Here is a 23234-nt window from a genome sequence, read left to right as displayed (position 1 = left end):
CTCGCTGCGGTCCCCGGTGCCGCCGCGCAGGCCCTACGCGGCCCCGCCCGGAGCGGGCAGCTGCAACCGTGCGTGGCTGTTCTGGTAGGCGGCGAGCCGCCACTGCCCGTCGCGCCTGACGACCACCCAGGACGCCCGGATCGACTGCTCGTCCGGCACCTCGGTGTGGCCGGCCGGCAGCACCCCGCCCTCGGTGAGGAGGATGCCGGAGTCCGCGCTGAGCAGGCGCAGGTCGAGCGGACGCCCGGTGACCTGGGTGCCCTTGTACTGCCCGGCGAAGGACTCGGCCAGATAGGCGTGGATCGCGTCACGGCCCTTGGCGTACATGCCGGGCAGGATCATCGTGCCCTCCTCGACGAAGAGGTTCGCGAAGGACTCGGCGTCGTTGTAGGCCCAGGCGGCGATCACCTTCTGGGTCAGTGCGGCGATGGCCGCCATGTCCGCCTCGGTGGTGCCGGCGCCGGGCGCGGTGTTGGTGTCCGTGCTCATGTGCTCACTCCTCAGATGTAGGCGGTGTTCGGGTCGAGGCCGCACAGCACGCGTCCGTACAGCTCCGCGTTCGTGTTCGGGTGCATCAGCGCGTGGAGCGTGACCGCGTTCAGGTCCCGGACGTAGCGCTGGATCGGCACACTGGTGTAGATCGAGGAACCACCGCTGGCGGTGCCGAGGATGTCCGCCGCCTCCTTGGCCAGCCGGCCGGTCGCGCCGAGGTCGGCGCGGGCCAGCGCGCGTTCGGTGATGTCCCATGCGGAGCCCTCGGCGCATTTCGCGTCGAGCGTGCTCGACAGCCGGTGCGCGTGGAACGCCGCCTCGTCGATCTTCATCGCGGCTTCGGCGATCTGCAGATGGGTGAGCGGTGCCTCGGACTGCTTCTCGTAAGCGGTGTACGTGATCTTGCGGTCGGGCAGCCGCTTGACGAAGGCGTCCATCGCGCCGCGGGCCATGCCGACCAGCGGTCCCACCGCGGAGGCCGAGGCCACCGGGAGCAGCGGTGCGCGGTAGAGGAGTGAGTCGCCGTTCAGCTTGGACGCGGACTGGGCCTCCAGGACCGCCGGCAGCGGCAGGATGCGCTCGGCGGGGATGAACACGTCCTGCGCCACGGTGCTGACGCTGCCGGTGCCCTTCAGCCCCGAGGTGTGCCAGTCGTCCACGATCAGCAGGTCGCTCATCGGGACCAGCGCGACGATCGGATAGGGCTGGCCCTCCGGCGGCACCAGGATCGCGATGATCTCCTGCCAGTGCGCGTGCTGCGAACCGCTCTGGAAGCCCCACTTCCCGTTCACGACGACACCGCCCTTGGCGGGGGTGGCGGTCGCCGACGGACTCAGGGTGCCGCACACCCGGGCGTCCGGGCGGGCGAAGACCTCGTCCTGGACCTCGTCGGGGAACAGCCCGGCCATCCAGCCGGGAATCCAGTAGACCGAGGCCACCCAGGCCGTCGAACCGTCCGCGCGGCCCAGCTCCGTGGCGACGTCGACCATGGTCGCGCTGTCCGCCTCGAAACCGCCGTAGCGGGCCGGAACACGCAGCTTGAAGACGCCGGCGTCGGCCAGCGCCTCGATCGACTCGTCGTGGACGCGCCGGTTCTCCTCGTTCCAGGCGGCGTGCCCGCGCAGCAGCGGCGCCAGCTCCGCCACCCGGCGAACGATCTCCTGCCGGGTCGGTACTTCGATGTCGGACACGGAACACCTCCTGGGGAAGGGGGGATCTGCCGTCCGGGGCCGGCTGCCACCGGCACGGCGGCCCCAGGCCCCGTGCGGCGAGCCGCACGCCCCTCACGACGGGCCGGAATCGCCCTGATGCTAGGAGCTCGGTGATCGCGGTGTCGTCTCCGAGGTTGCCGGCGCCGGCGGCGAGGCGCCCGCCCGCCCCGGTCCCCGGCCCACGCATGTCTCAAAGTGCTGTCCGGGGCCCGCCGCGGAGCCCCGTCCGGCCCGGCACGGTCTCCTGGCAACCCCGGAGATGCAGGTGCGTCCGGCACGGCGGAACGATGTGCCGGACGGCTGGCAACGTGACATACCCACTTGGAGAATCCGTGAGTGACGCTACAAAATCCCGCGCGGTGGTACTGGGTGGCAGCATCGCGGGCCTGTTCGCGGCCAGGGTGCTCGCCGACGCCTACGACGAGGTGCAGATCGTCGACCGCGACGTGCTGCTCGACGTCGACGGGCCACGGCGCAGCTGCCCGCAGGGCAAGCACATCAACGGTCTGCTGGCCCGGGGCCAGCTGGTCATGGAGGAGTTCTACCCCGGGATCACCCAGGAGATCTTCGCCGACGGGGTGCCCACCGGCGACCTCTGCGGCAATGTGCGCTGGTACTTCAACGGCGTGCGCATCGAGCAGGACGAGGCGGGGCTGACCTGCGTGGCGGCCAGCCGCCCGATGCTGGAGAAGCACATCCGCCGGCGCACCGCGGCGATGCCGAACGTGGTGTTCGTGGAGGAGCACGACATCCTCGGCCTGGCGACCACCCCGGACGGGCGCACCGTCGTCGGCGCGCGGGTACTGACACACGGCCACGAGCACGAGCACACCATCGAGGCCGACCTGGTCGTCGACGCCACCGGCCGGGGCTCGCGTACCCCGGTGTGGCTGCAGGAGCTGGGCTACGGAACGGTCGAGGAGGAGAGCAAGAAGGTCGGCCTCGGCTACGTCACCCAGCACTACCGGCTCAAGGCCGACCCGTACGGGCAGGATCTGTCGATCAACCCGGTGGCCAACGCCAAGCTGCCGCGCGGGGCGATCTTCACCAAGACCGACGGCGGCCGCGTCGAGCTGACGGCGTACGGCATCCTCGGCGATCACCCGCCGACCGACCAGCAGGGCTTCTACGACTTCGTCAGGACGCTCGCCGCGCCGGAGATCTGGGAAACGCTCCAGCACGCCGAGCCGCTGGACGAGCCGGTCGCCTTCCGCTTCCCGACCACGCTGCGCCGCCGGTACGAGAACCTCCAGCGTTTCCCCGACGGCCTGGTCGTCGTCGGAGACGCGGTGACCTGCTTCAACCCGGTCTACGCGCAGGGCATGACGGTCGCCGCGCTGTCGGCGCTGATCCTGCGGGGGCATCTGCACACCGGAGCGGCCCCGCAGCCCTTGCTGTACTTCCAGGACCTGGCGAAGAACGTCGTCGACCAGGCATGGGAGATGACCAACATCATGGACCTGAGTTTTCCCGGGGTCGAGGGCAGGCGTACGCCGCAGGTCAGGGCGGCGCAGAAGTTCCTCCGGCTGGTCCAGATAGCCGCGACCCGCGACAAGAAGGTCGCCGCCGCGTACATGCGCACCGCGGGGCTGATCGACCGCCCCGAGTCGCTGCAGAAGCCCGCGTTCATCGCGCGGGTGCTGTGGAACGCGCTGCGAGGGCCGGCCAAGAGCCCGACGCCGCCTTCCCTGGTGCCGATCAGCCCGGTGGAGACCTGATCCGCACAGAAGGCGGCGGCATAACCCGTGGACGCTGCGGCCTTCGCGCTGAGCGCTGAGTGTTCCCGATCCGATTGCACTCAGCCGAAGGCCGCCCGCGCCTACGGCGGATATCAGCCAGGGCGATCAGGTACGCGTACCCGTCCGCCGGTGCCGTTCAGGCTGACCGTTCCGCCGACACGCCCGTCAGGGCCACGTTCCAGACACGTTCGAGCTGCTTCACGATCCCTTCGTATCCATGCTCGGTCTCCGGTCTTGCGTGCAGATGCGCCTCGGCACCGTTGATGAGGTATTCCACCAGGCAGGAGACGTCCCCGGGTGGCGTGCTGTTGCGGAGCTGGTCGGCCGTGTGGGCTTCGTCGAGGAGGCCCTGGACGGCCGGCAGCCAACTGCTCGGCCATGACGACGGGGCGGTCCGTTCCCGGGCGAGACGGGCGGTGGCGCGGACCGAGGGTTCCGTCTCCAGGAGCCGGACGAGGTCGAGCGCGAGGTCGGCGACCCGGGTGAGCGGTGGCGCCGTCCGCACGATCACCTGCTCCACGACGGCCCGGATGAGATGTCCGCCTTCTTCTTGGATCGCATCGGCCATCTCGGCCTTTGTCACGAAGTGAAAGCCCAGTGAACCCATGGATACGCCTGCGGTCTTGCTGATTCGGGCGAGCGATGTGCCGGCATAGCCGCTCTGGCCGAATTCGACAGCTGCGGCCCGGATGATGGCAGTGCGCGTCCGTAAAGCTCTGTCCTGTTTCACCATAGTCTCTCCAGGTAGGTCCTTGTTGGTGGACGCTCAGAGGTGGGGGTTCGCGTCAACAGGTCTGCGGGCAGGCGAAGTTGCCCGATTTTGCAGCGGTTCGCAGAAGTCGTGGCGTCATTACCGGATGTCCTCCGGCTCGCACGCTTTTGCGAGTCACGTACTTCTGTGCGGTGCTTGGTGTGTACCGGGGTGGTGGAGTGGGAACAGTTGCCCCTGTAGAAAAAAATGAGGGTGCCCCTCTTATTTTTACATCCCGGTAGCGGGGCTCGATCAAGGCGGCATGGCGATTCGGTGTGTCGTGCTTGGTTGCGACTCGCGTTCGCCCGGTGCCCACGCATATCCCACGTGACACCGAAACCGCTGGACCCGACCACCGCAGCCGGCTCGACCCGGACCAGTAACGCTTGCTCTTGCAAGGATGGGGGAGATGCATGGAGACGCCCGCCACGACTCTCGCACAGGCATCACTGCCCGCGTTCGCCAGAGGGCTGTTCGATCACCTGCCGAGGGCCGACCAACGCCGTTGGGCGCACATTTACCTGGAGGGCCTGCTCAATACACCGGGAAAGAAGTCGGTACGGCGCATCGCCGAAACGGTCTCGGGATCTCCCACAGCCTCCCAGTCGCTCCAGCAGTTCGTCAACGCGAGTCCGTGGGACTGGATGCCCGTCCGGGAGGAGCTGGCCCGCTGGGTCGAGCGGCGACTGCCCCTGCGGGCGTTGGTGATCGACCAGGTCATCCTGCGCAAGCGCGGACAGCACTCCTGCGGAGTGCACCGCCGCCATCTGCCCTCCACCGGGCGCTCGGTGACCTGCCAGGTGGGGGTCGGAGCCTTTCTGGCATCCGATGACGCCGCCGTCCCCGTGAACTGGAGCCTGCTCCTTCCCCGGGCGTGGACCGAGGACCCGATCCGCCGCGCACGCACCCGCATCCCGGAGACGGCGCGGGCCTGGCCCTTCGCGACGCACGCGCTGGAGCTCACCGGCCAGGGCGCCACGGGTGCCCGGTCGCGGCTGCTGCCCGTGGTGGCGGACCTGGAGGGCTCGTCCGGGGCGAGCGGGCTGATCGGCCGGCTCGACGGGAGCGGGCGTTCGTTCGTCGTCTCCGTTCCGGGGAAGCTCAGGATCGTGCCGGGCGGCGGTGGCCGGATGGCCCATTGCCCCGTCAACGCCTCGTTCATCGGACCGGTCGTGCCGGCCTACAGCCTCCATGAGCGCGAGCCCGGCTTCCAGGTCCGCACCGAGGAGGTCGCCGCGCCCGGTGACTTCGGCGCCGGTACCGTGACGTCCTGCTTAGTGCGCGTGCCCGACCCGGGCCCTGGCGCGGCCCTGCGCACCTACCGGCTGCTTGTGGTGCGCAACAGTGCGAAGGGCCGCCCCGCGCAGCTGTGGCTCACCAACATGCTGGAGACCTCCACCGAGGACGTGCTCGGTCTGGCGGCGACGCTGCCCCGCGCGGCGACGGCGGTACGGGACATGGAGGAGCACGTCGGCCTGCTCGACTTCGAGGGCCGGTCCTATCCGGGGTGGCACCACCACATGACCCTGGTGTCCGCGGCCTACGCGCACCGCCTGCTCGGCTCCGTCGCCCCGCGGAGGGGCGTTCAGCTGCTGCCGCGCGAGCGGATGCTCGTCGCCTACGCGGGGGCCGGACCGTGACCGGGCGCTGGCGGTGGTGGTCCGGCCGGTGCACTCGCCGGCCGGGCCACCGCCCGCGAGGCGGCTCAGGCCGCCCAAGGCGCGATCGGGTACCAGATCAGGTCACGGCGCGCCAGAATCCGCACGTCCCAGTACAGGAGCAGGAAGACGCCCGCCGTGATGAATCCCACCGCCATGAGCGCGGCGGTGCGGTTCGGTGAACTCGTCATCCACCGGTGCAGCCGGTCGCCGAGGAAGCCGGTCACGAGCAGGAACAGCACCGCCATGACCAGGATGTTCCCCAGACTCTGGAACACGAAGGCCGCCGCCCCGTACAGCACGTTGTGGCTCTCGGCGGCATCCCGGAACAACTGGCGGAAGAGCGGGAAGGGGCGTCCGACGAGGAAGGCCCCGATCAGTCCGCCCATGAACAGCATGGGCACGGCGGGGTGTTTCTGCGACACCTTCGCCAGCGGGTCGCGTACGAAGCCCAGAGCGGCGAGGCCGAGGTACGTCATCACGGCACCGATGACTCCGAAGACCACCATGGCCTGGACGAGCCGCCCCGAGAGGCCGTTGCCCTGGCTGCTCTCGTCGAACTGGGCCATGCTCGTGCCGGTGATCGCGACCACCGCACCGTACAGGGCGGACACCACGACCGCTCCGGCGGCGAGGTGCCCCAGCGGTCGGAGCCCGGCGGCCATCCGGCCGCGGCGGGAGCCGGCCCGGCCGCCGGTCAGCGGTGCCAGCGCGCTGAACACCGCGATGTTGCACGCGGTGAACGTCCCGGCGACGCCCGTGACCAGGGCGAAGAAGATGCCCGCCAAGGCGCTCGCGATCGGGGTGCCCTTGGCGGTGTGGCCGAGCAGTGTGTCCGCGACCGTGTCGCCGATGGTCTGGTCGACGAACTTCGCCGACCACACCACCGTCAGGCCGAAACCGACAACGGCGCCGAAGACGAGGACCAGCATCCGTCGCCGGGGCGCATGTCCGTTGAAGAAGAAGGACGGGGCGGGGCGTCCGGTGGACGCGGATCTCTTCCGTGCAGAATCGACTGTGGCGGGTATCTGCGCCAAGGCGTGCCGCCTTCCCTGGGAGGAGTGGGGGATACGCGGCGAACGTTAGGGGTGCCGGGGCTTCCCGGCGGGCGGTGCCGCCGATTCAGCACGCTGGAAGAACAACCGACGGCTTCCACGCCGGGTCTGTCCCGGATTCTGCCCCTGTCGCCGACGGATCGGGCTGTGGTGAAGAACGCCGCTAGATCTGTTCGATGCGCTGGAGCCCGGGGGTGTGCTTGTAGCCCATGATCAGTACGTCGCGCGTGGCGGGCTTGCTGCCGTCCGCCGCCCGGGTGGGGCGTACGGCGTGGAGGATCTGCTCGTCCGCCCAGAACATGGTGTCCATCTGCTCGGTGAGGGTGAACTCGGTGACCAGGTCCTTGTGCGGGGTGAAGACCTGCGACTCGCCGCCCTCGGTGTTGGCCCGCCCCATCAGGTGGATCACGCCGTAGTCGACTTCGTCGCGGTGCGGCCCTTCGGGCGTCGGCTCCCCGATCTCGCCGGAGCTGCTGACGATGCGGAACTGGTGGCACTGGACGTCCCAGGGCTCGTCCAGCCGGGTGTCGTCCTCGGCCAGGGGGAAGTGCGCGAAGTCGTCCCGCATCAGCCGGGTGAGCAGCGGATTGGCGAGGGTGGCGGAGCTCAGCGGGGCCACCTCGCGCTGGATGCCGCCCGCGTAGTCGTTGGCCCCCGGGGACTGGTAGTAGGGGCGGTGCGGGCGCAACCGGATCTCGCCGGTGCGGGGCAGGAAGTAGAAGCGGTCGTAGCGGCGCTCGCGGAAGCGGGCGCCGTTCATCAGGTACTGGTCACCCTCCAGCCGTTCCCACTCGTCGGCCAGGTCCTTCACCAGGGGCTGCAATTCAGGGGCCAGGACGAATTGCCCGGCCGGCACCAATGAGTAGCCGTTGGTGCGTAGTTCCTCCCGTGTGGTCCTCGTGATGCTGCCCATGTCGTCACCCTCCGATGCGGATCTTGAACGCGCTCCTGTGCACGAGGTTCCCACGCCTGTCCTGACGCTGAACTGACAGCTTCCTGAACATGCCCGGGCCCGGATTCGGTCAGGACCGTGTCAGCAGGTCGTCAAGTTGCCTATGTTCTAATCGCATTCAATGACAGAAAGGTGATTCTAGTGGCTCCGATCGCCGAACAGCTGCAGTCGATTTCCCGTGCGGAGCGCTGGTCGGCCCTGGAGGCCATCGTCACTGCGGAATTCCGTACGGTTCTCCTCATGACGGAGGACGAGGAATTCCCGCTCGATGAGACGTTCTTCGAGCTGGGCATGACCTCGCTGATGCTCACCATCGTCAAGCAGCGTCTGGAGGAGTTGCTGGGGGTGGGGATCAGCAGCACCGCGCTGTTCAACCGGCCGACCGTCGAGCAACTGCTGCAGTACCTGGCCGCCGAAGTGCTGACCGGCCTCTTCGATGCGCAGGACCTGGATCGCTGACCGCGGTCCCACCAGCGGGTCCGGTGGCGCTCCACGCCGCGGGCCCGGGCTCCCGGGCGTCCGCACGGCCGGACATCGAAATCCTAGAAAGCCCTGATCGGCAGAAAGGTGCGGGTTGTCGTCGTGTCGGAGGGACCCGGAGTGGACCAGGAAATGCGTCGGCAGTTCGAGGCGGCTCAGGAAACCCTGCGCCAGCAGCACAGAATTCTGGGACAGCTCCTTCTGGAAAAGCACGAGCCGGTCGCGGTGGTCGGGGTCGGAATGCGGCTGCCCGGTGGCAACGGGTCGATCGACGAACTCGACGCCTTCTTACGGGAGGGGCGCTCCGGTATTGGCCCGTTGCCCGTCGACCGCTGGGCCGGAGAAGTCGACGAGTCCTTGATCACCGCGACGGCCGGTGGATTTCTGGATTCGGTCGACAGATTCGATGCCCAGTTCTTCAACATCCCGCCCAAGCAGGCCCCCTATATAGACCCGGCACAGCGGCTGCTGCTGGAGACTTCCTGGGAGGCCCTGGAGAACGCCGGCATCGACCCCGCCGTCCTGCGCCACGGGGACGGCGGTGTCTACGTCGGTGCGTCCCCGCTCGACTTCGCGCTGGAGCTGGAGCAACTCGCCGACGAACAGCTCGACGGCGCTCTCACCACCGGGGCCGGCGGGTACTCGATGTCGGGCCGGCTCTCCTACTTCCTGGGCTGGCGCGGGCCCAGCCTGACCACGGACACCGCCTGCGCCTCCTCGCTCACCGCTCTGCACCTCGCGGTCGAGGGGCTGCGCCGCCGTGAATGCTCCATCGCGCTGTGCGCCGCCACGAACGCGCTGCACAGTCCCCGTTCGTTCGTCATCCTCTCCCACGGGCAGTTCCTCGCCCCGGACGGCCACTGCAAGACCTTCGACGACAGTGCCGACGGATACGCCCGCGCCGAGGGCTGCGGCGCTCTCGTGCTCAAGCGGCTCTCCGACGCGCTCATGGACGGGGACACCGTTCTGGCCCTGGTCCGCGGCACCGCCATCGGCCAGGACGGGGAGAGCGCGGGGCTGAGCGCACCCAACGGCACCGCCCAGGAGGCCGTCATGCGCGCGGCCCTGGCCAACGCCCGCCTGGAACCGGGCGACATCCAGTACGTGGAGGCGCACGGCACCGGCACCCCGCTGGGAGACCCCATCGAGATCGGCTCGATCAACGGTGTCTTCGGCGCCTCCCACAGCCCCGACGCCCCACTGACCGTCGGCTCCCTCAAGGCCAACATCGGGCACATGGAACCCGCCGCCGGGCTGGGCGCCGTCATCAAGGTCATCGCCCAGATGCGGGCGGGCGTGTTCTACCCGCACCGCTGGCGCGACCTCTCCGGACGCATCCCCTGGGACAGCTACCCCCTGTCCGTCCCCGACACCACCCGGCCGTGGCAGGCGCCCGTCCGCCGCGCCGCGGTCAACGGCTTCGGCGTCGCCGGGGCCATCGCGGTCGCCGTCCTGGAGGAACCGCCCGCCGCCCTGCCCGCGGAACTGACCGAGCAGGACACGACCGGACCCGCCGACCGGACGCAGGACGCCCGGACCGACGACCGGGCCGGGCACGTCTTCACGCTCTCCGCGAAGACGCCTCCCGCTCTCCGTATGCAGGCCGAACGCCACCTCCGCTTCCTCACCGACCACCCCGGCACCGCTCTCGCGGATCTGTGCCGCACCCGGGCCACCGGCCGTTCGCACTTCCGGCACCGTCACGCCGCCGCCGTCACCGACACCGAGCAGCTCGCCGCCAGGCTGCGTGCCTGGGCCGAGCCGCAGGACCCCGGCGACGAGACCGGCACCCCGGGGGCGGGCCCCTATCGCAAGGTCGCCCTCCTCTTCACCGGCTCCGGCGCCCAGTACACCGGAATGGGCCGCTCCCTCTACGCCTCCAACGCGCTGTTCCGGCGTCATGTCGACGCGTGCGACGCCCTGTTCACCGCCCGGCTGGGCAGATCCGTGGCGGCGGTCATGTTCGGCGAGGCGCCCGACGCCGCCGAGGTGCTCGCCCGCACCCCGTACACCCACGCCGCGCTGTTCACCCTGGAGTACTCCCTCGCCCAGCTGTGGCTGTCCTGGGGGATCAGGCCCAGCGTGCTGATCGGCCACAGCGTCGGCGAGATCGTCGCCGCCACCGTGGCCGGGCTGTTCACCCTCGACGACGGGATCGCCTTCCTCACCGCCCGGGCCGCCCTCATCGAGTCGGTGCCCCGCCCCGGCGGCATGGCCGCGGTGGCGGCGCCCGCCGAGGAGGTCGCACCGCTGCTCGCCGCCTGGCCCGACCTGGCGGTCGCCGCCGACAACGCTCCCCAGCAGTGCGTCGTCTCCGGCGCCGCCGACGCCCTCGACGCGGCCGTGGCCGTACTGCGCGAGCGGGGCTGGAACGTCACCCCGCTGCGGGTCGCCGCCGCCTTCCACTCGCCCCTCATGGCCGATGTCTCCGAAGAGCTCGGCAAGGCGCTGGCGGCCGTCGAGTTCCACGAGCCGCGGCTGCCGATCGTCTCCAACCTCACCGGCCGGATCGCCACGTACACCGAACTCGCCACCCCCGACTACTGGATCCGGCACGTCAACGAGACCGTCGCGTTCGCCGAAGGGGTACGCACCATCGATGCCCGGGGCCGCCACGTCTTCCTGGAAGTCGGCCCCTCCAGCGCCCTGACCTCGCTGGCCCGCCAGTGCGTCGACCCGGCCCGGCACCGCTGGCTGAGCTGCCTGAGCCCCAAGGACGAGACCGGCGTCCGGCTCACCACCGCGCTGGCCGGGGCGTACACGGCCGGACTGAACATCGCCTGGCCCCAGGTGTACGAGGACCGGCCCGGCCGGCGGATCGAGCTGCCCCCCTACGCCTTCGACAGCCGCCCCTACCGGCTGCCGGCCCGCCCCGGCCCCCGCACCGCCGCCGACGGCGCCCATCCCCTGCTCGGCCGCCCCGCCGCCCCCGACGGGGCACCGGCAGCCGGCGTACGGACCTTCACCGCCCGCATCAGCGCCGGCCACCCCGGCTACCTCGCCGACCACACCGCCGCCGGCCGGGCCTTCCTCCCCGCCTCGGCCTACCTGGAACTGCTGCTGGCCCTCCAGGACGAACTCACCGGCGAGACCCGGCGCGCCCTCGAGGACATCCGCTTCCACGAGGCGCTCTTCCTGACCGACCGGCCCGCCCTGCTGCTCACCCGGGCCACCGCGGCGGCGGACGGCTCCTTCACCGTCGAGGTCCGCAGCCGGCCCGCCGACGACGACACCGCGCCGCCGACCCTGCACGCCGACGCCGTGATCGCCGCCCCGGGCACCGCGCCGGCCGCCGGAGCACTCACCGGGACCGGACGCGAGCTGCTGGACCGCCTCGCGCACACCGACACCGCCCGCCCCGGCGGCCCGGCACCACGCCAGGTCCTCACCGGCGAGGAAGTGCACGCCGCGTACGCCCGGGCGGGACTGGACTACGGACCGCAGTTCAGCCGGGTGACCGAGGTCCGCGCATACGGTGACGACTTCGCCGTCACCGCGCTCTCCAACTCCGGCACCTCCCGCGCCGAACACCTGCCCCCGCCCGTCCTCGACGCCGCCACCCACGGCCTGGCCGCCTTCGCCGACGACGGCCGGTCGTACATCGCCACCCGCATCGCCCGGCTGCGCGCCTTCAAGAAGCCCCGCGGCGAGCACCTGCGCTCACTCCTGCGCATCCACCGGGGCGGCACCCGGTCTGCCGCGTTCGACCTGGACGTCGTCCTCCTCGACGCAACCTGTACCCCCACCGGCCCGCACCCGGACGGGGAGCCGGTCATGGAGCTGACCGGAATGACGTTCACCCCGCTGCCCTCCCGCCCCGCCCCCTCCGCCGGCCGCCCCGGCGGCGCTCCCGCCCGTCCGGTGGCCGTATCCGTCGACATCCACGCCCTGGTGCACGCGGAGCCCGGCGCGCGGCACACGGCACTCGTCGAGCTGCTGCGCGCACTCACCGCCGACGCGCTGTCGATCACGGACCGGCGCGATGTGGACGCCTCCGCCACCTTCCTGGAACTGGGCGTGGACTCGCTGACGGCGATCGCGATCAAGAACCGGCTCCAGGACCAGCTGGGCCTGGCACTGGACGCCACCGTCGTCTTCGACCACCCCTCGGTGCGCGAACTCGCCGGCCACCTCGCGGCCCTGCTGACCGCCGCCCACCCCACCCCCGCCTGATCCGCCGTTCCCACCGGCGCCCATCCCCGCTGCCGCCCGCCCGCCGACCGACACCCGTACAGCGCATCCCCGTACCGCACCCGTTTCCCACCGGACGAGGGGACCTGATGGACCTCAGCACCACGCCGACGCTCGCCGCGCGTGCCGCGCTGCACGCCCGCACCCGGCCCGATCAGCCCGCGGTCGTCTGCGAGGACCGCACCCTCACCTACGCGCAGCTGCACCGGGAGAGCAACCGCACCGCGCACGCCCTGCTCGCCGCCGGCCTGGGCCCCGGCTCCCGGGTCGGATACCTCGGCCAGGAGTCCGAGCACTACTACGACCTGGCGCTGGGCTGCGCCAAGAGCGGCGCGGTCCTGGTACCCATCAACTGGCGGCTGACCCCCACCGAGGTCGAGCACGTCCTGGGCGACTCGCAGGCCGAACTGCTCTTCGTGGAAAGGGAATTCAGACCCACCGTCGACAAGGTGAGCCATGCCCTGCCGCAGCTGCGGCAGCTGGTCGACCTGGACAGCGACAGCCACGTCGCGGGCGGCCTGCTCGCCTGGAAGGCAGGCCGGCCCGACACCGACCTGCCGCCCGTCACCGGCTTCGACGACCCGGTCGCCCAGCTCTACACCAGTGGCACCACCGGCCTCCCCAAGGGCGTGGTCCTCGCCCAGCGCACGTTCTTCACCCTCATCGCCGACACCCGCCGAGCCGGAGTCGACTGGATCGACTGGCGTACCACCGACCGCGGCCTGAGCTGCTTCCCCGGTCTGCACACCGCGGGCTTCGGCTGGTTCATGCACTCCTTCAACGCCGGCGCGACCACCGTCATCATGCGCCGCTTCATCGCCGACGAGGCCGCACGCCTCATCGAGCGCCACGCCATCACCACCATGTGGGCCGCGCCCGCGATGCTGCGCATGATGCTCGCCGAGCACCACACCACCAAGGACACCTTCCGCTCCCTGCGCAAAGTGGTGTACAGCGGCTCGCCCATCGACCGCGAGCTGCTGCTGACCTGTATCGACGTCCTCGGATGCGAGCTCGCCCAGGGCTACTCCTCGGCCGAGGCCGGAAGCTTCCTGACCTGCCTCGCGCCCCAGGACCACACCCCCGAGAGCACCGTGCTGGCCTCCGCCGGCCGGGCGCTGCCGGGCAACGAGATCCGTATCCTCGACGACCACGGCAATGTCCTGCCCCCCGGCCGCACCGGCCGCGTCAGCGCCCGCACCCCGGCCCGATTCCTGGGCTACTGGCAGCTGCCCGACGCCACCGCACAGGCCGTCACCGGCGACTGGCTCGCCATGGGCGACATGGGATACCTCGACGAGGACGGCTACCTCTACCTTGTCGACCGGGTCAACGACACCATCATCGTCGCCGGTCAGAACATCTATCCCACCGAGGTCGAGAATGCGCTGCGGGCCCACCCGGCCGTCGAGGACGTGGCGGTGTACGGCGTCCCCGACGCCCATTGGGGCGAGGCGGTCAGGGCCGCGGTGGTGCTGCGGTCCGGCGCGACGGCCGTGCCCCGGGACTTCCTGCGGTTCCTGAACGGCCGCATCGCGGGCTTCAAGGTCCCCACCGGGTACGAGACGGTCACCGAACTGCCCCGCAACCCCACCGGCAAGGTGCTGCGCCGGGTGCTGCGCGAACGCCACGCGGCCGACGCGCAGCCCCGGGCGGCGGGCTAGAGCGGCCGTGCACCGCTGGCTGCACCCGCCCGAGGCCGGGCCGGACGCGGAGATCCGGCTGTTCCTGCTGCACCACAGCGGTGGCGCGGCCACCGCGTACCGCGACTGGCCCGCCCTGTTCCCGGACACGGTCACCTGCCAGGCGGTGCAGCTCCCGGGGCGTCAGGACCGCCGCGGGGAGGAGCCGTACACCCGGCTCGCGCCGCTCGTGGGTGACCTGGCCGAGGTACTGGCCGCCGATCTCGACGAGCGTCCGTACGCGCTGTTCGGACACTCCATGGGCGCGTTGCTCGCCTACCGGGTCACGGTGGAACTGGCCCGGACCGGCGTCCCCGCGCCGGCCCTGCTCGCCGTCTCCGGCTGGTCCCCGCACGGCTTCCACACCGGTGAGCCGTTCCCCTCCGACCCCCTCGCCCTCACCGGCCGGCTGGACTCCCTCCCCGCCGGAGTCGCGGCCGATCCCCGGCTGCTGGACGAGACCGTCCGCACCCTGCGCGCGGACGTGGCGGTGTGCGCCGACCACACCGACGACCGCGCCGCCGTCACCTGTCCGCTGGCCGCCTACACCGGCCGCGACGACCCGCTCCTCGCCCCCGAGGCCCTGCGCGCCTGGGCCGACCGCACGCCCGACTACCTGGGATGCCGTACGTATCCCGGCGGCCACTTCTACCTGCACGCCCACACCGGGGCCGTCACCGCGGACCTGGCGCAGCTGCTGCTGCGCCACGCGGAGCCCCGCTGACCAGGGAGGACCGACCGATGCCAGCCACACCCGCAGCCGTACCGGTGTCCACGCCCAACGCGCTCCTCGACGCCTATGTGGCGCTGTGGAACGAGACCGACCCCGAGCGCCGCCGGGCCGGGGTGGAGCGGCTCTACGAGCCGGACGCCACCTACCTCTTCTACCGCAAGGACCCGATCCGCGGTCATCAGGCGATCATCGACCAGCTCGCCTACACCCAGGAGATCTACGGTCCGATGGGCTACACCTTCCGCTCCTCGCACAACGCGGTCGGGCACCACAACGTGGTCCGCCTCAACTGGGTGATGGTCTCGGGCGCGACCGGGGAGATGGAGATGGCGGGCCAGGACGTCATCGTCCTCGGTGACGACGGACGGATTCGCTACGACTACCAGTTCCACGACCGGCTGCCCACGTCGTTCGTCTACAACGACGGATACGAGGAACACGGCGTCGCCATCCGCGACGCACGCCCCGAGAAGGTGGCCCAGGCACAGTGACGTGCCGCGTACTCCGGCCCCGCGGCGTCCCAGCGCCGCGGGGCCGGTCTGCTGACGGTGCGAGTCAGGCGGACACCGCGCCCACCGGAACGGAGCAGTACTGACGCAGCACCAGTTCCGCGGTGGGCAGCGCCATCCGGGCCGGGCCGTCAGCGCCCAGCACCTCGCCGTTGTTGAGCAGGCCGCCGATGACGAGCATCAGTGCGTCGGCCATGTCCTCGGCGTCACTCGCTCCCGCGAGGATGCCCATGTCCCGCAGCCAGTCGCGCAGGCGGCGCAGGTGGTGCACCGCCTCCACGCGCCCGGGGTACTGAGGATCGCGGAACTCCGAGGAAGTGTTGTAGTAGATGCAGCCGTAGTAGTCCGGTGACTGGACGCTCTCGTAGAAGAAGCCCAGCAGTGCCAGGATCTGGCCGACCGGGTCGCCCTGATAGGGGCCGGTCACCTCCGCGGCGGTCTTCCACCACTCCTCGTCACTGTCCCGGATCCAGGCGGCCACCAGTTCGTCCTTGCTGGCGAACTCCCGATACAGGAGGCTCTTGCCGACCCCGGTCTCGTCGATGAGCTGCTGCATGCCTACGGCCCGCACCCCCTGCTGGCTGAACAGCCGGGACGCGGCGGTGAGGATTCTGCGTCTCGTCCCCGGTGCCGGTTTTCGCGCCATCGTTGCGTTCTCCTTCCCCTAGCCCGCATCTCTCCCAGCATACGTTTGACAGGGGCTCTCATGGGCGCTAGAAATGGACCGATCAGTCCGGGACTGATCGGTCCATTATTCATGCCGCTCCCGAAGCCGTCCCCTCGACGCCGTTCCGATCGGAGTCTGTGATCATGACCGAGGCCTCCACTTCCACTTCACCGCCCGTGCCGGGGGCGGGGGAGGCAGCCGCGGCCCCGCCCGCGGTCAAGAGCCTTCCGCTGCTCCTCCTCGTCGTGTGCGCGGTCCAGTTCCTCGACGCGATGGACATCGCGAGCATGGGGCCGGCGCTGCCGCTGGTCCAGGAGGACCTGGGGATGTCGGCGTCCTCCCTGCAATGGGTCGTCTCCGCCTACGCCCTGGGCTTCGGTGGCTTCCTGCTGCTGGGCGGCCGGCTGGCCGACCTCTTCAACCGCAAGAAGCTGCTGATCGGCTGGCTCCTGGTGTTCGTCGTCGCCAGCTGCCTGGGGGGCCTGGCCGACAACGGTCTCGTGCTCGTCGTCGCGCGCCTCCTCAAGGGGGTCAGCGCCGGCATCACCGCACCGGCCGCCATGGCCATCCTGCTCGACGCCTTCCGCGACGAGCAGGCCCGCAACCGCGCGCTCGGCACCTTCCTCGCCGTGGCCTCCGCCGGCTACTCGCTCGGCCTGCTGCTGGGCGGCCTGATGGCGGGCGTCGACTGGCGCCTCATCCTCTTCCTGCCCGCCGCGGTCGGCCTGCTGGTCGCCCTGCTCGCCTGGTCCGTCGTGCCCGGACGGCAGGAGAGCGGGCGCCGCGGCAAGCTGGACATCTTCGGCTCGGTCACCGTCACCGCGGGCGCGGTCGCCCTCGTCTACGGACTGAGCCGGGCCGCGAGCCACGGCTGGGGCGACGCCCTGACGATCGGCGCGCTGGTGGCGGCCGCCGTGCTGTTCCCGCTGTTCGTGGTCATCGAGCGCAACCACCCCGAACCGCTGGTCCCGCTGGCCATCTTCACCCGCCCGCAGCTCTCCCGCGCCAACCTGTGCATGCTCTTCTTCGGCGCCTACGTCTCCTTCCAGTTCGTCCTGACCCTCTACTACCAGGACGAGCTCGGCTGGTCGCCGCTGGAGGCCGGCCTCGCCTTCCTCCTCGGCGGTGTGCTCACGGCCGGCACCGCCCGTTACGGCGCGGCCCTGGTCACCAAGTACGGTGCCTGGCCGGTGGCCACCGGCGGCCTGGTCATGCTGAGCATCGGCTACCTGGGCTGGTCGCTGCTGATCGGCAGCGTCGATCCGCTGGTCACGCTCATCGCCCAGCAGCTGCTCGGCGGCCTCGGCTTCGCCGCCGTCTACCCGGCGCTGAACATCGCCGCGGTCGGCAGCGCCGGACCGGACGAGCAGGGGCTGGCCTCGGGTCTGTTCAACGCCGGCGCCCAGATCGGCAACGGCGTGGTCATCGCCATCACCGCCACCGTCTTCTCCCTGGCCTCCAGCACCGGACTCGCCCCGTACCGGGCCGGCCTGTGGACGGTCACCGCGATCACCCTGGTGGTCACGCTCGTCGCCCTCCTGGGAGCAACGCGCTACCGGCAGAAGGCCGCCGCGTAAAACCGGCCGGGGCCCCGCCCCGGCCCTCCGGACGGCTGTGCAGTACACGGCGGCGAACTATTTGCTCCCCCGCATCCGCCATCCGTGTACTGTGCAGCCTTTAGGGCGGGCATAATACAGGTCGAATTTACCGACGTCTGGGTATTTTTTTCTTTTTTTGACCTGGGATTTGATCTATTCCATGCTTGAGGTTTCATTGACAGACCGAAATCTGGCGAAGTAAGATCCAGACTGATCGGTCCAGAAGTGTTATATGTCTGATAGTTTACTATCCGACATTTCAAGGGGAAGCGCTGGTACGAGCCGCGCACGGTGCCCCTTGGTACGCCAGAAGCCAGCACGACGACACGTACCTTTCCATTTGCGGGGGAGAAGCTCTGTGTTGCTGTTTTCGGTCCTGGGTTGCGTCGAAATCAAGAAGAACCGCTCCGCCGTTCGGCTGGGCGGCGCCATGCAGCAGACCTTGCTCGCCACGCTCCTGGTCTCCGGCGGAGACCTGGTGACCGTCGACTCCCTCATCGCCGAACTCTGGGGCACCACCCCGCCGGCCAAGGTGGAGAACGCACTCCAGGCGCAGGTCAGCAGGATACGGCGCACTCTCGCCGCCCTCGAACCCGGCCGCGACACCTCTCGCGTGGTGACCAGTACCTCCGGCTATCTGTTCACCGTCGGCCGCTGGGAGCTCGACGCGACGTTATTCCTCGACGCCGTCGAAGCCATCCACGCCAGAGCGGGCCACGGGCCCCACGCCTACCGGGAAAAGGACATCACCGAACTCCGTGAAGCCCTTTCGCACTGGCGCGGCCCCATGTTCGGCGGCCTGGCCGGCGGCCTCATCTGCCAGACCGCCGCCGCGCGATACCTCGAAGCGCGTACGTCCGCGCTGACCCTTCTCTACGATCTTGAACTCCGCGCCGGTGGGCACGAGCGAATTCTCCCGGAATTGGCAGAACTGTACTTCCGGAATCCCGTGCACGAACAGTTCTGCATGCTTCTCATGCGCGCGCTCTACCGGTGTGGCCGCCAGCTCGACGCCCTCGGCGTCTACCGCCAGTGCCGCCGCAACCTCATCGAGTCCCAGGGCGTCGAACCCTCCCCGGCCCTCAGCCAGTACGAGCAGGCCATCCTCACCCACGACGCGCGGCTCCTCCAGGACGAGCCCTACTGGCCGGTCCCGGACCTGGTCGCACCCTGAGGGCACGCGGAGCGGCGCGGACGCGGTCAGAAGTACCCCTCGCGCTTGCGGTCTTCCATCGCGGCCTCGGACATCTTGTCGTCGGCGCGGGTGGCGCCGCGTTCGGTGAGCCGGGAGGCGGCGATCTCGTTGATCACGGCGTCCAGTGTGGTGGCGTCGGAGTCGACGGCGCCGGTGCAGGACATGTCGCCGACCGTGCGGTAGCGGACCTGGCGGGTCTCGGTGGCCTCGTGCTCCCGGGGCCCGCCCCAGTCGCCCGCGGTCAGCCACATGCCGGAGCGGTTGAAGACCTCGCGTTCGTGGGCGAAGTAGATCGACGGGAGGTCGATGCCCTCGCGCTGGATGTACTGCCAGACGTCGAGTTCGGTCCAGTTGGAGATCGGGAAGACGCGGACGTGCTCGCCGGGGGCGTGCCGGCCGTTGTAGAGCTGCCAGAGTTCGGGGCGCTGGCGGCGCGGGTCCCACTGGGAGAACTCGTCGCGCAGTGAGAAGACGCGTTCCTTGGCGCGGGCCTTCTCCTCGTCGCGCCGGCCGCCGCCGAAGACGGCGTCGAAGCGGTGCTGCTGGATGGCCTCGGTCAGCGGCACGGTCTGGAGCGGGTTGCGGGTGCCGTCGGGGCGCTCGCGCAGGGTGCCGGCGTCGATGTACTCCTGCACGGAGGCGATGTGCAGCCGCAGTCCGTGCTCGGCGACCACGCGGTCGCGGTAGGCCAGGACCTCGGGGAAGTTGTGCCCGGTGTCCACGTGCAGCAGGGCGAACGGCACCGGCGCCGGCGCGAACGCCTTCAGCGCCAGGTGCAGCATCAGGATCGAGTCCTTGCCGCCCGAGAACAGGACCACCGGACGCTCGAACTCGCCCGCCACCTCACGGAAGACGTGCACCGCCTCGGACTCCAGCGAGTCCAGATGGCTCAGCACGCGCGCGTTCGCGGGGTTCCCCACCGTGGCGAAGACCGTCATGCAGACCCTTTTCGGTGAGCGGCGCCCGCGGCACCGCGACGGATTCCGGCAGGCCCTGCCGGTGGAAATGCAGAAGAAAGGAAAGCGAATTTCTGCGGCACCCCTCCGGAAGAATACGGAAGGTGCGCCGATGCGGTGCTGACAGGTGGCTGATGGGCAGGCGGGGAAGGTTCGGCGACCGGCCCTGAGCTGCGCGATCCCGTCCCACGCCGGTCTTTTGGCCTGCCGTCAGGACCCGGTAAGTGGCGTGTCAGCGGAGAGTCAGCCAGGTGATGCGATAGTGCGGCGGGGATATGTGCCTGCCACCAGCGGCAGGCAATTACCATCCCTTCCCTTTCCCTTTCTTTCCATTTCGAGGGGCTTGAGCAGAGATGATCCTTCAAGGACTCCGGCGGAGCAGGCCGGTCCGGCGCATGATGCCGTTCCTGCTGGCGGTGGGAATGGCCACCGCTCTGCTGAACGGCACCGGCGCCGCCGCGTACAGCCCCGTCGAAACGACATCGGCGATCCAGGGCAGCGACGGCGTCACCTACACGGCCACCAACCACCTGACGAAGGCGGCGCGGGGCAAGGGCCGCGAGTGGCTGATCGCCTGGGCGGGGCCCGCCCAGCAGCCCGCCCCCGACTTCCTGACCGTCATCGACGCCACCCCCGGCTCGTCGACGTACGGGAAGGTGGCGAACACCATCACCGTCGGCCCCAACAAGGGCAACGAACCGCACCACGTGCAGTACGCCTGGCACAAGGGCGACCGCATCTACGTCGGCGGCATCATGGCCGACACCACCTTCGTCTTCGACGCCAAAGCCCTGCCCGAACTGAAGATCGTCGGCGTCAACACGGCTGCGGACACGCCCTGCGGCACCCTGCCCGACGCGTACCAGGTACTCAGCGACGGCACCGCGTACGCCACCTACATGGGCGGCCCGAACGTCACCGGGCCCTGCACCTACACCAACGGCGAGGTACGCGTCGGCAACGGCGCCGGTGGTTCCCCGGGCGAGATCGTGCGCATCGGCAAGGACGGCCGGACCCTCGCAGAGATCCCGGCCGCCACCGAGGACGGCGAGAACCCGGAGCAGTGCGGCAACGTTCCCGCGCTCCCCGCCGCCAGCTGCGCCAACCCGCACGGCATCGCCGTCCGCGAGGACCTGAACGTCATGGTGGCCAGCGACTTCGCCGAGGCCCGCAACTTCATGACCCCCGATTCCCCGCTGGAGGAGAGCCTGGCCCGCCAGACGGTCCGCGTCTTCGACATCTCCGACCGCAACAAGCCGCAGCTGACCTCGGTCAGCAAGGTCGCCGACGGTCCGCGCGGAGCGCTGGAATCGCGCCCCTTCTTCCGCGAGTCCCGCGTGGTGATGGAGACCGCCCTGACGAACCGGCCCGGCCACAAGGGCGCCTTCGTCTCGTCCATGGCCGGCGGTGCGGTCTTCTACACGCCCGACATCACCGCCCCCGCCCCCAAGTGGCGGGAGATCTTCGACGACACCGCTGCCTACCAGGCGCTGAACCCCGGCTCCAAGGTCAACGGCGGCGGCGACAACTCCAGCTGGCTGGCCGTCAGCCCCGACGACCGGTTCCTCTTCCACACCGTCATGGGCCAGTCCACGCCCTACGGACAGCCGCTCGACAAGGCCACCACGGGCATGATGTACGTCCTCGACATCCAGAAGCTGCTGGCCGCCGGCACCGGTACGAAGTGCTCCGTCGACCGGCTCGCCGAGGCATACCGGGGCGCGTTCGAGCGGGACTGCCCGAGCCTGGTGGACACCGTGCCGATCCGTGACACCACCGACGGCGGCCCGCACTGGGGGGCCATGGACAACTTCAAGCGGACCGCGCACGGCACGTACCACGAGACCACCAAGGTCCGCCGCATCGCCGTCGCCAACTACTTCGTCTCCGGGTCCTTCGGCGGCGGCGGCGACCACCGGGTGTGCATGTTCGACCTGGACCACCGCGGCCGGGTGAGCCTGGACCGCGCCTTCCGCGACGAGCGCACCCACAAGCCGTGCGTCAGCTTCAACCGCACCTCCTGGCCGCACGGCGACTACGGCGACAGCCAGCCGCACGGCGTGCTGTTCGTCGTCAGTGACGACGTCCTGCGGTGATGCACGCGATACTCCCGGCGGCGGCCGTCCTGGCCGCCGCCCTCGCGCTCGGCACCCTCCTGCTGTGGCGCCGCCTGCTGCGCGGCCGGACCGCCATGGCGGCGTACTTCGGCGCGACGGTGGCCGTCACCGTCCTGGCCGCGACCGCCGCGGCCACCCAGCCCCAGCAGACCGGCCCGGACATCCCGCCCGGCACACCGGTGCTGACCTCGCTGAGCGTCGGCCAGAAGAAGGTGCCCGTCCTCGTGGTCCCGGGCCGCCCGGGCACCAACCTCGTCGCGATGAGCGCCGAGGACGGCGCCGCCGGCCCCGCCGCCGACCGGCTCACCCCCGGCCGCTCACGCCCCGGCTCCACCCTGACCTGGTCCCTGGTCGACCTGCCGGCCGGCCGCAGCACCCTGTGGGTCTCCGCGGGCGGCGCCACCGCGGGCCTGCCGGTGGACACCGGCAAGGCGGCGACCCGCGCCGAACGCGGCCCGACGGCCACGGTGGGCGGACCCGACGGCCCCGAATGCGCTCACTACGCACTCGGGCGCGCCCTCGCCACCGACACCCGGGCGGCCGCCCGAACCGGCACCGGCCACTCCGGTGAACACTCCACCGCGGCCCCCGGCAGCGGCGCCGCCCTGCCCACCGTGCCCCTCACCAGCTGCCCCTCCGACACCCTCACCCCGGCCGACGCGTCCGCGTTGCGCGCCACCGTCGACTACCTCGCCGGGCGCGGCCACCACGCGCTGGCCCTGACCGCCGACTCCTCCCCCCGCGGCCGGGCCGCCGCCGCGGAGGTCCGCGCCGCCGCCGCCCGGGCCGGACTGACCGTGGCCGAACCGACGACCCGGAACCTGCCGCTCGTCGTCGTCGCCGGCTGGAAGGGAGCCGACTCAGCCGTACGCGCCGTCTCCTCCGGCCGGACCCGCGCCGAAGGCACGTACCTCGCCCCCTGGCTGCTCAACGCCCCGCTGCTCAAGCCCAGCGCCGGCCAGCTGCTGCCGCTGAGCTACGCCCCCCGGGCCCCGGAGGCCGAGGACTACCTGGCCGGCCTGGGCACCTGGCTGCCCGGTGAGACCCCCAGCGCCGCGAGCTACACGGCCTGGCGGGCCGCCCGGGGCACGCCCGCCTCCGCCCTGCGCCTGTACGCCGCCGCCACCGTGTACGTCCCCGGCACCGGGGGCGCGGCGGGAGCCCATCACGGCGGCACCGGCCCCGACTGGCTGCCCAGCGGAATGATCGTCCCGGCCACCGGCCCGCTCGGCTCGTCCCGCTGACCTC

Annotated in this window: 18 protein-coding genes; 11 read left to right on the top strand and 7 right to left on the bottom strand. The window is 70.7% G+C overall.

The window, feature by feature from the left end; all coding sequences use genetic code 11:
• Positions 1 to 33: 33 nt before the first annotated feature.
• On the bottom strand, positions 34 to 489 hold the full coding sequence (locus tag ACFUJY_RS34250; protein WP_383306933.1) for an SgcJ/EcaC family oxidoreductase: 456 nt from the start codon (positions 487 to 489) through the stop codon (positions 34 to 36).
• An 11-nt stretch (positions 490 to 500) separates the two neighbouring features.
• Positions 501 to 1682, bottom strand: a complete 1182-nt coding sequence (locus ACFUJY_RS34245; RefSeq protein ID WP_383306931.1) for an acyl-CoA dehydrogenase family protein — start codon at positions 1680 to 1682, stop codon at positions 501 to 503.
• A gap of 353 nt (positions 1683 to 2035) precedes the next feature.
• Between ACFUJY_RS34245 and ACFUJY_RS34240 the strand changes: the two genes are divergently transcribed.
• The gene (locus ACFUJY_RS34240; RefSeq protein WP_383306929.1) at positions 2036 to 3421 is read left to right on the top strand and encodes an FAD-dependent oxidoreductase; all 1386 of its coding nucleotides are present in this window, start codon (positions 2036 to 2038) and stop codon (positions 3419 to 3421) included.
• 157 nt (positions 3422 to 3578) lie between these two features.
• Here the strand turns inward: ACFUJY_RS34240 and ACFUJY_RS34235 are convergent, their stop codons facing one another.
• On the bottom strand, positions 3579 to 4175 hold the full coding sequence (locus tag ACFUJY_RS34235) for a TetR family transcriptional regulator (protein WP_383306927.1): 597 nt from the start codon (positions 4173 to 4175) through the stop codon (positions 3579 to 3581).
• A gap of 431 nt (positions 4176 to 4606) precedes the next feature.
• Between ACFUJY_RS34235 and ACFUJY_RS34230 the strand changes: the two genes are divergently transcribed.
• Positions 4607 to 5833, top strand: coding sequence for an IS701 family transposase (locus ACFUJY_RS34230; protein WP_383306925.1), 1227 nt, complete (start codon positions 4607 to 4609; stop codon positions 5831 to 5833).
• A 65-nt stretch (positions 5834 to 5898) separates the two neighbouring features.
• Here the strand turns inward: ACFUJY_RS34230 and ACFUJY_RS34225 are convergent, their stop codons facing one another.
• Both ACFUJY_RS34225 and ACFUJY_RS34220 read right to left on the bottom strand, forming a co-directional pair.
• Positions 5899 to 6783 (bottom strand): hypothetical protein, encoded by an 885-nt coding sequence (locus ACFUJY_RS34225; RefSeq protein ID WP_383306923.1) that lies wholly within the window; start codon positions 6781 to 6783, stop codon positions 5899 to 5901.
• 286 nt (positions 6784 to 7069) lie between these two features.
• A complete protein-coding gene (locus ACFUJY_RS34220) occupies positions 7070 to 7819 on the bottom strand; it encodes a 2OG-Fe dioxygenase family protein (RefSeq protein ID WP_383306921.1) in 750 nt (249 codons plus the stop codon).
• 180 nt (positions 7820 to 7999) lie between these two features.
• On the opposite strand from ACFUJY_RS34220, the gene ACFUJY_RS34215 reads away from it, so the two are divergent.
• From ACFUJY_RS34215 to ACFUJY_RS34195, 5 genes are all read left to right on the top strand, one after another.
• A complete protein-coding gene (locus tag ACFUJY_RS34215) occupies positions 8000 to 8317 on the top strand; it encodes an acyl carrier protein (protein ID WP_383306919.1) in 318 nt (105 codons plus the stop codon).
• 123 nt (positions 8318 to 8440) lie between these two features.
• Positions 8441 to 12511, top strand: a complete 4071-nt coding sequence (locus ACFUJY_RS34210; RefSeq protein ID WP_383306917.1) for a type I polyketide synthase — start codon at positions 8441 to 8443, stop codon at positions 12509 to 12511.
• A gap of 107 nt (positions 12512 to 12618) precedes the next feature.
• A complete protein-coding gene (locus ACFUJY_RS34205; RefSeq protein ID WP_383306915.1) occupies positions 12619 to 14193 on the top strand; it encodes a long-chain-fatty-acid--CoA ligase in 1575 nt (524 codons plus the stop codon).
• A 7-nt stretch (positions 14194 to 14200) separates the two neighbouring features.
• Positions 14201 to 14935 (top strand): thioesterase II family protein, encoded by a 735-nt coding sequence (locus ACFUJY_RS34200; RefSeq protein WP_383306913.1) that lies wholly within the window; start codon positions 14201 to 14203, stop codon positions 14933 to 14935.
• Positions 14936 to 14952: 17 nt separating this feature from the next.
• Positions 14953 to 15435: a nuclear transport factor 2 family protein gene (locus ACFUJY_RS34195; RefSeq protein WP_383306911.1), complete on the top strand. Its 483-nt coding sequence runs from the start codon at positions 14953 to 14955 to the stop codon at positions 15433 to 15435.
• Between the two features lie 64 nt (positions 15436 to 15499).
• On the opposite strand, the gene ACFUJY_RS34190 is transcribed toward ACFUJY_RS34195, so the two are convergent.
• On the bottom strand, positions 15500 to 16099 hold the full coding sequence (locus ACFUJY_RS34190; protein WP_383306910.1) for a TetR/AcrR family transcriptional regulator: 600 nt from the start codon (positions 16097 to 16099) through the stop codon (positions 15500 to 15502).
• Positions 16100 to 16263: 164 nt separating this feature from the next.
• Here ACFUJY_RS34190 and ACFUJY_RS34185 point away from each other — a divergent pair, with 164 nt between their 5' ends.
• Positions 16264 to 17697, top strand: coding sequence for an MFS transporter (locus ACFUJY_RS34185; RefSeq protein WP_383306908.1), 1434 nt, complete (start codon positions 16264 to 16266; stop codon positions 17695 to 17697).
• A gap of 379 nt (positions 17698 to 18076) precedes the next feature.
• Entirely contained in the window at positions 18077 to 18892 is an 816-nt protein-coding gene (locus ACFUJY_RS34180; protein WP_383306906.1) for a BTAD domain-containing putative transcriptional regulator, read from the top strand.
• A 26-nt stretch (positions 18893 to 18918) separates the two neighbouring features.
• On the opposite strand, the gene cysD is transcribed toward ACFUJY_RS34180, so the two are convergent.
• Complete coding sequence (cysD, locus tag ACFUJY_RS34175) at positions 18919 to 19851, bottom strand: sulfate adenylyltransferase subunit CysD (protein WP_383306904.1); 933 nt, start codon at positions 19849 to 19851, stop codon at positions 18919 to 18921.
• A 371-nt stretch (positions 19852 to 20222) separates the two neighbouring features.
• On the opposite strand from cysD, the gene ACFUJY_RS34170 reads away from it, so the two are divergent.
• Both ACFUJY_RS34170 and ACFUJY_RS34165 read left to right on the top strand, forming a co-directional pair.
• Positions 20223 to 21965, top strand: a complete 1743-nt coding sequence (locus ACFUJY_RS34170; RefSeq protein ID WP_383306902.1) for a hypothetical protein — start codon at positions 20223 to 20225, stop codon at positions 21963 to 21965.
• Positions 21965 to 23230, top strand: a complete 1266-nt coding sequence (locus ACFUJY_RS34165) for a hypothetical protein (protein WP_383306900.1) — start codon at positions 21965 to 21967, stop codon at positions 23228 to 23230. Before ACFUJY_RS34170 ends, ACFUJY_RS34165 begins: the two co-directional genes overlap by 1 nt.
• Positions 23231 to 23234 lie beyond the last annotated feature (4 nt).

This window comes from Streptomyces sp. NPDC057249, assembly GCF_042669245.1.
Classification (GTDB): domain Bacteria; phylum Actinomycetota; class Actinomycetes; order Streptomycetales; family Streptomycetaceae; genus Streptomyces.
Note: the sequence above shows the minus strand (reverse complement) of the source record. Positions and strands in the feature narration are given on the sequence as shown.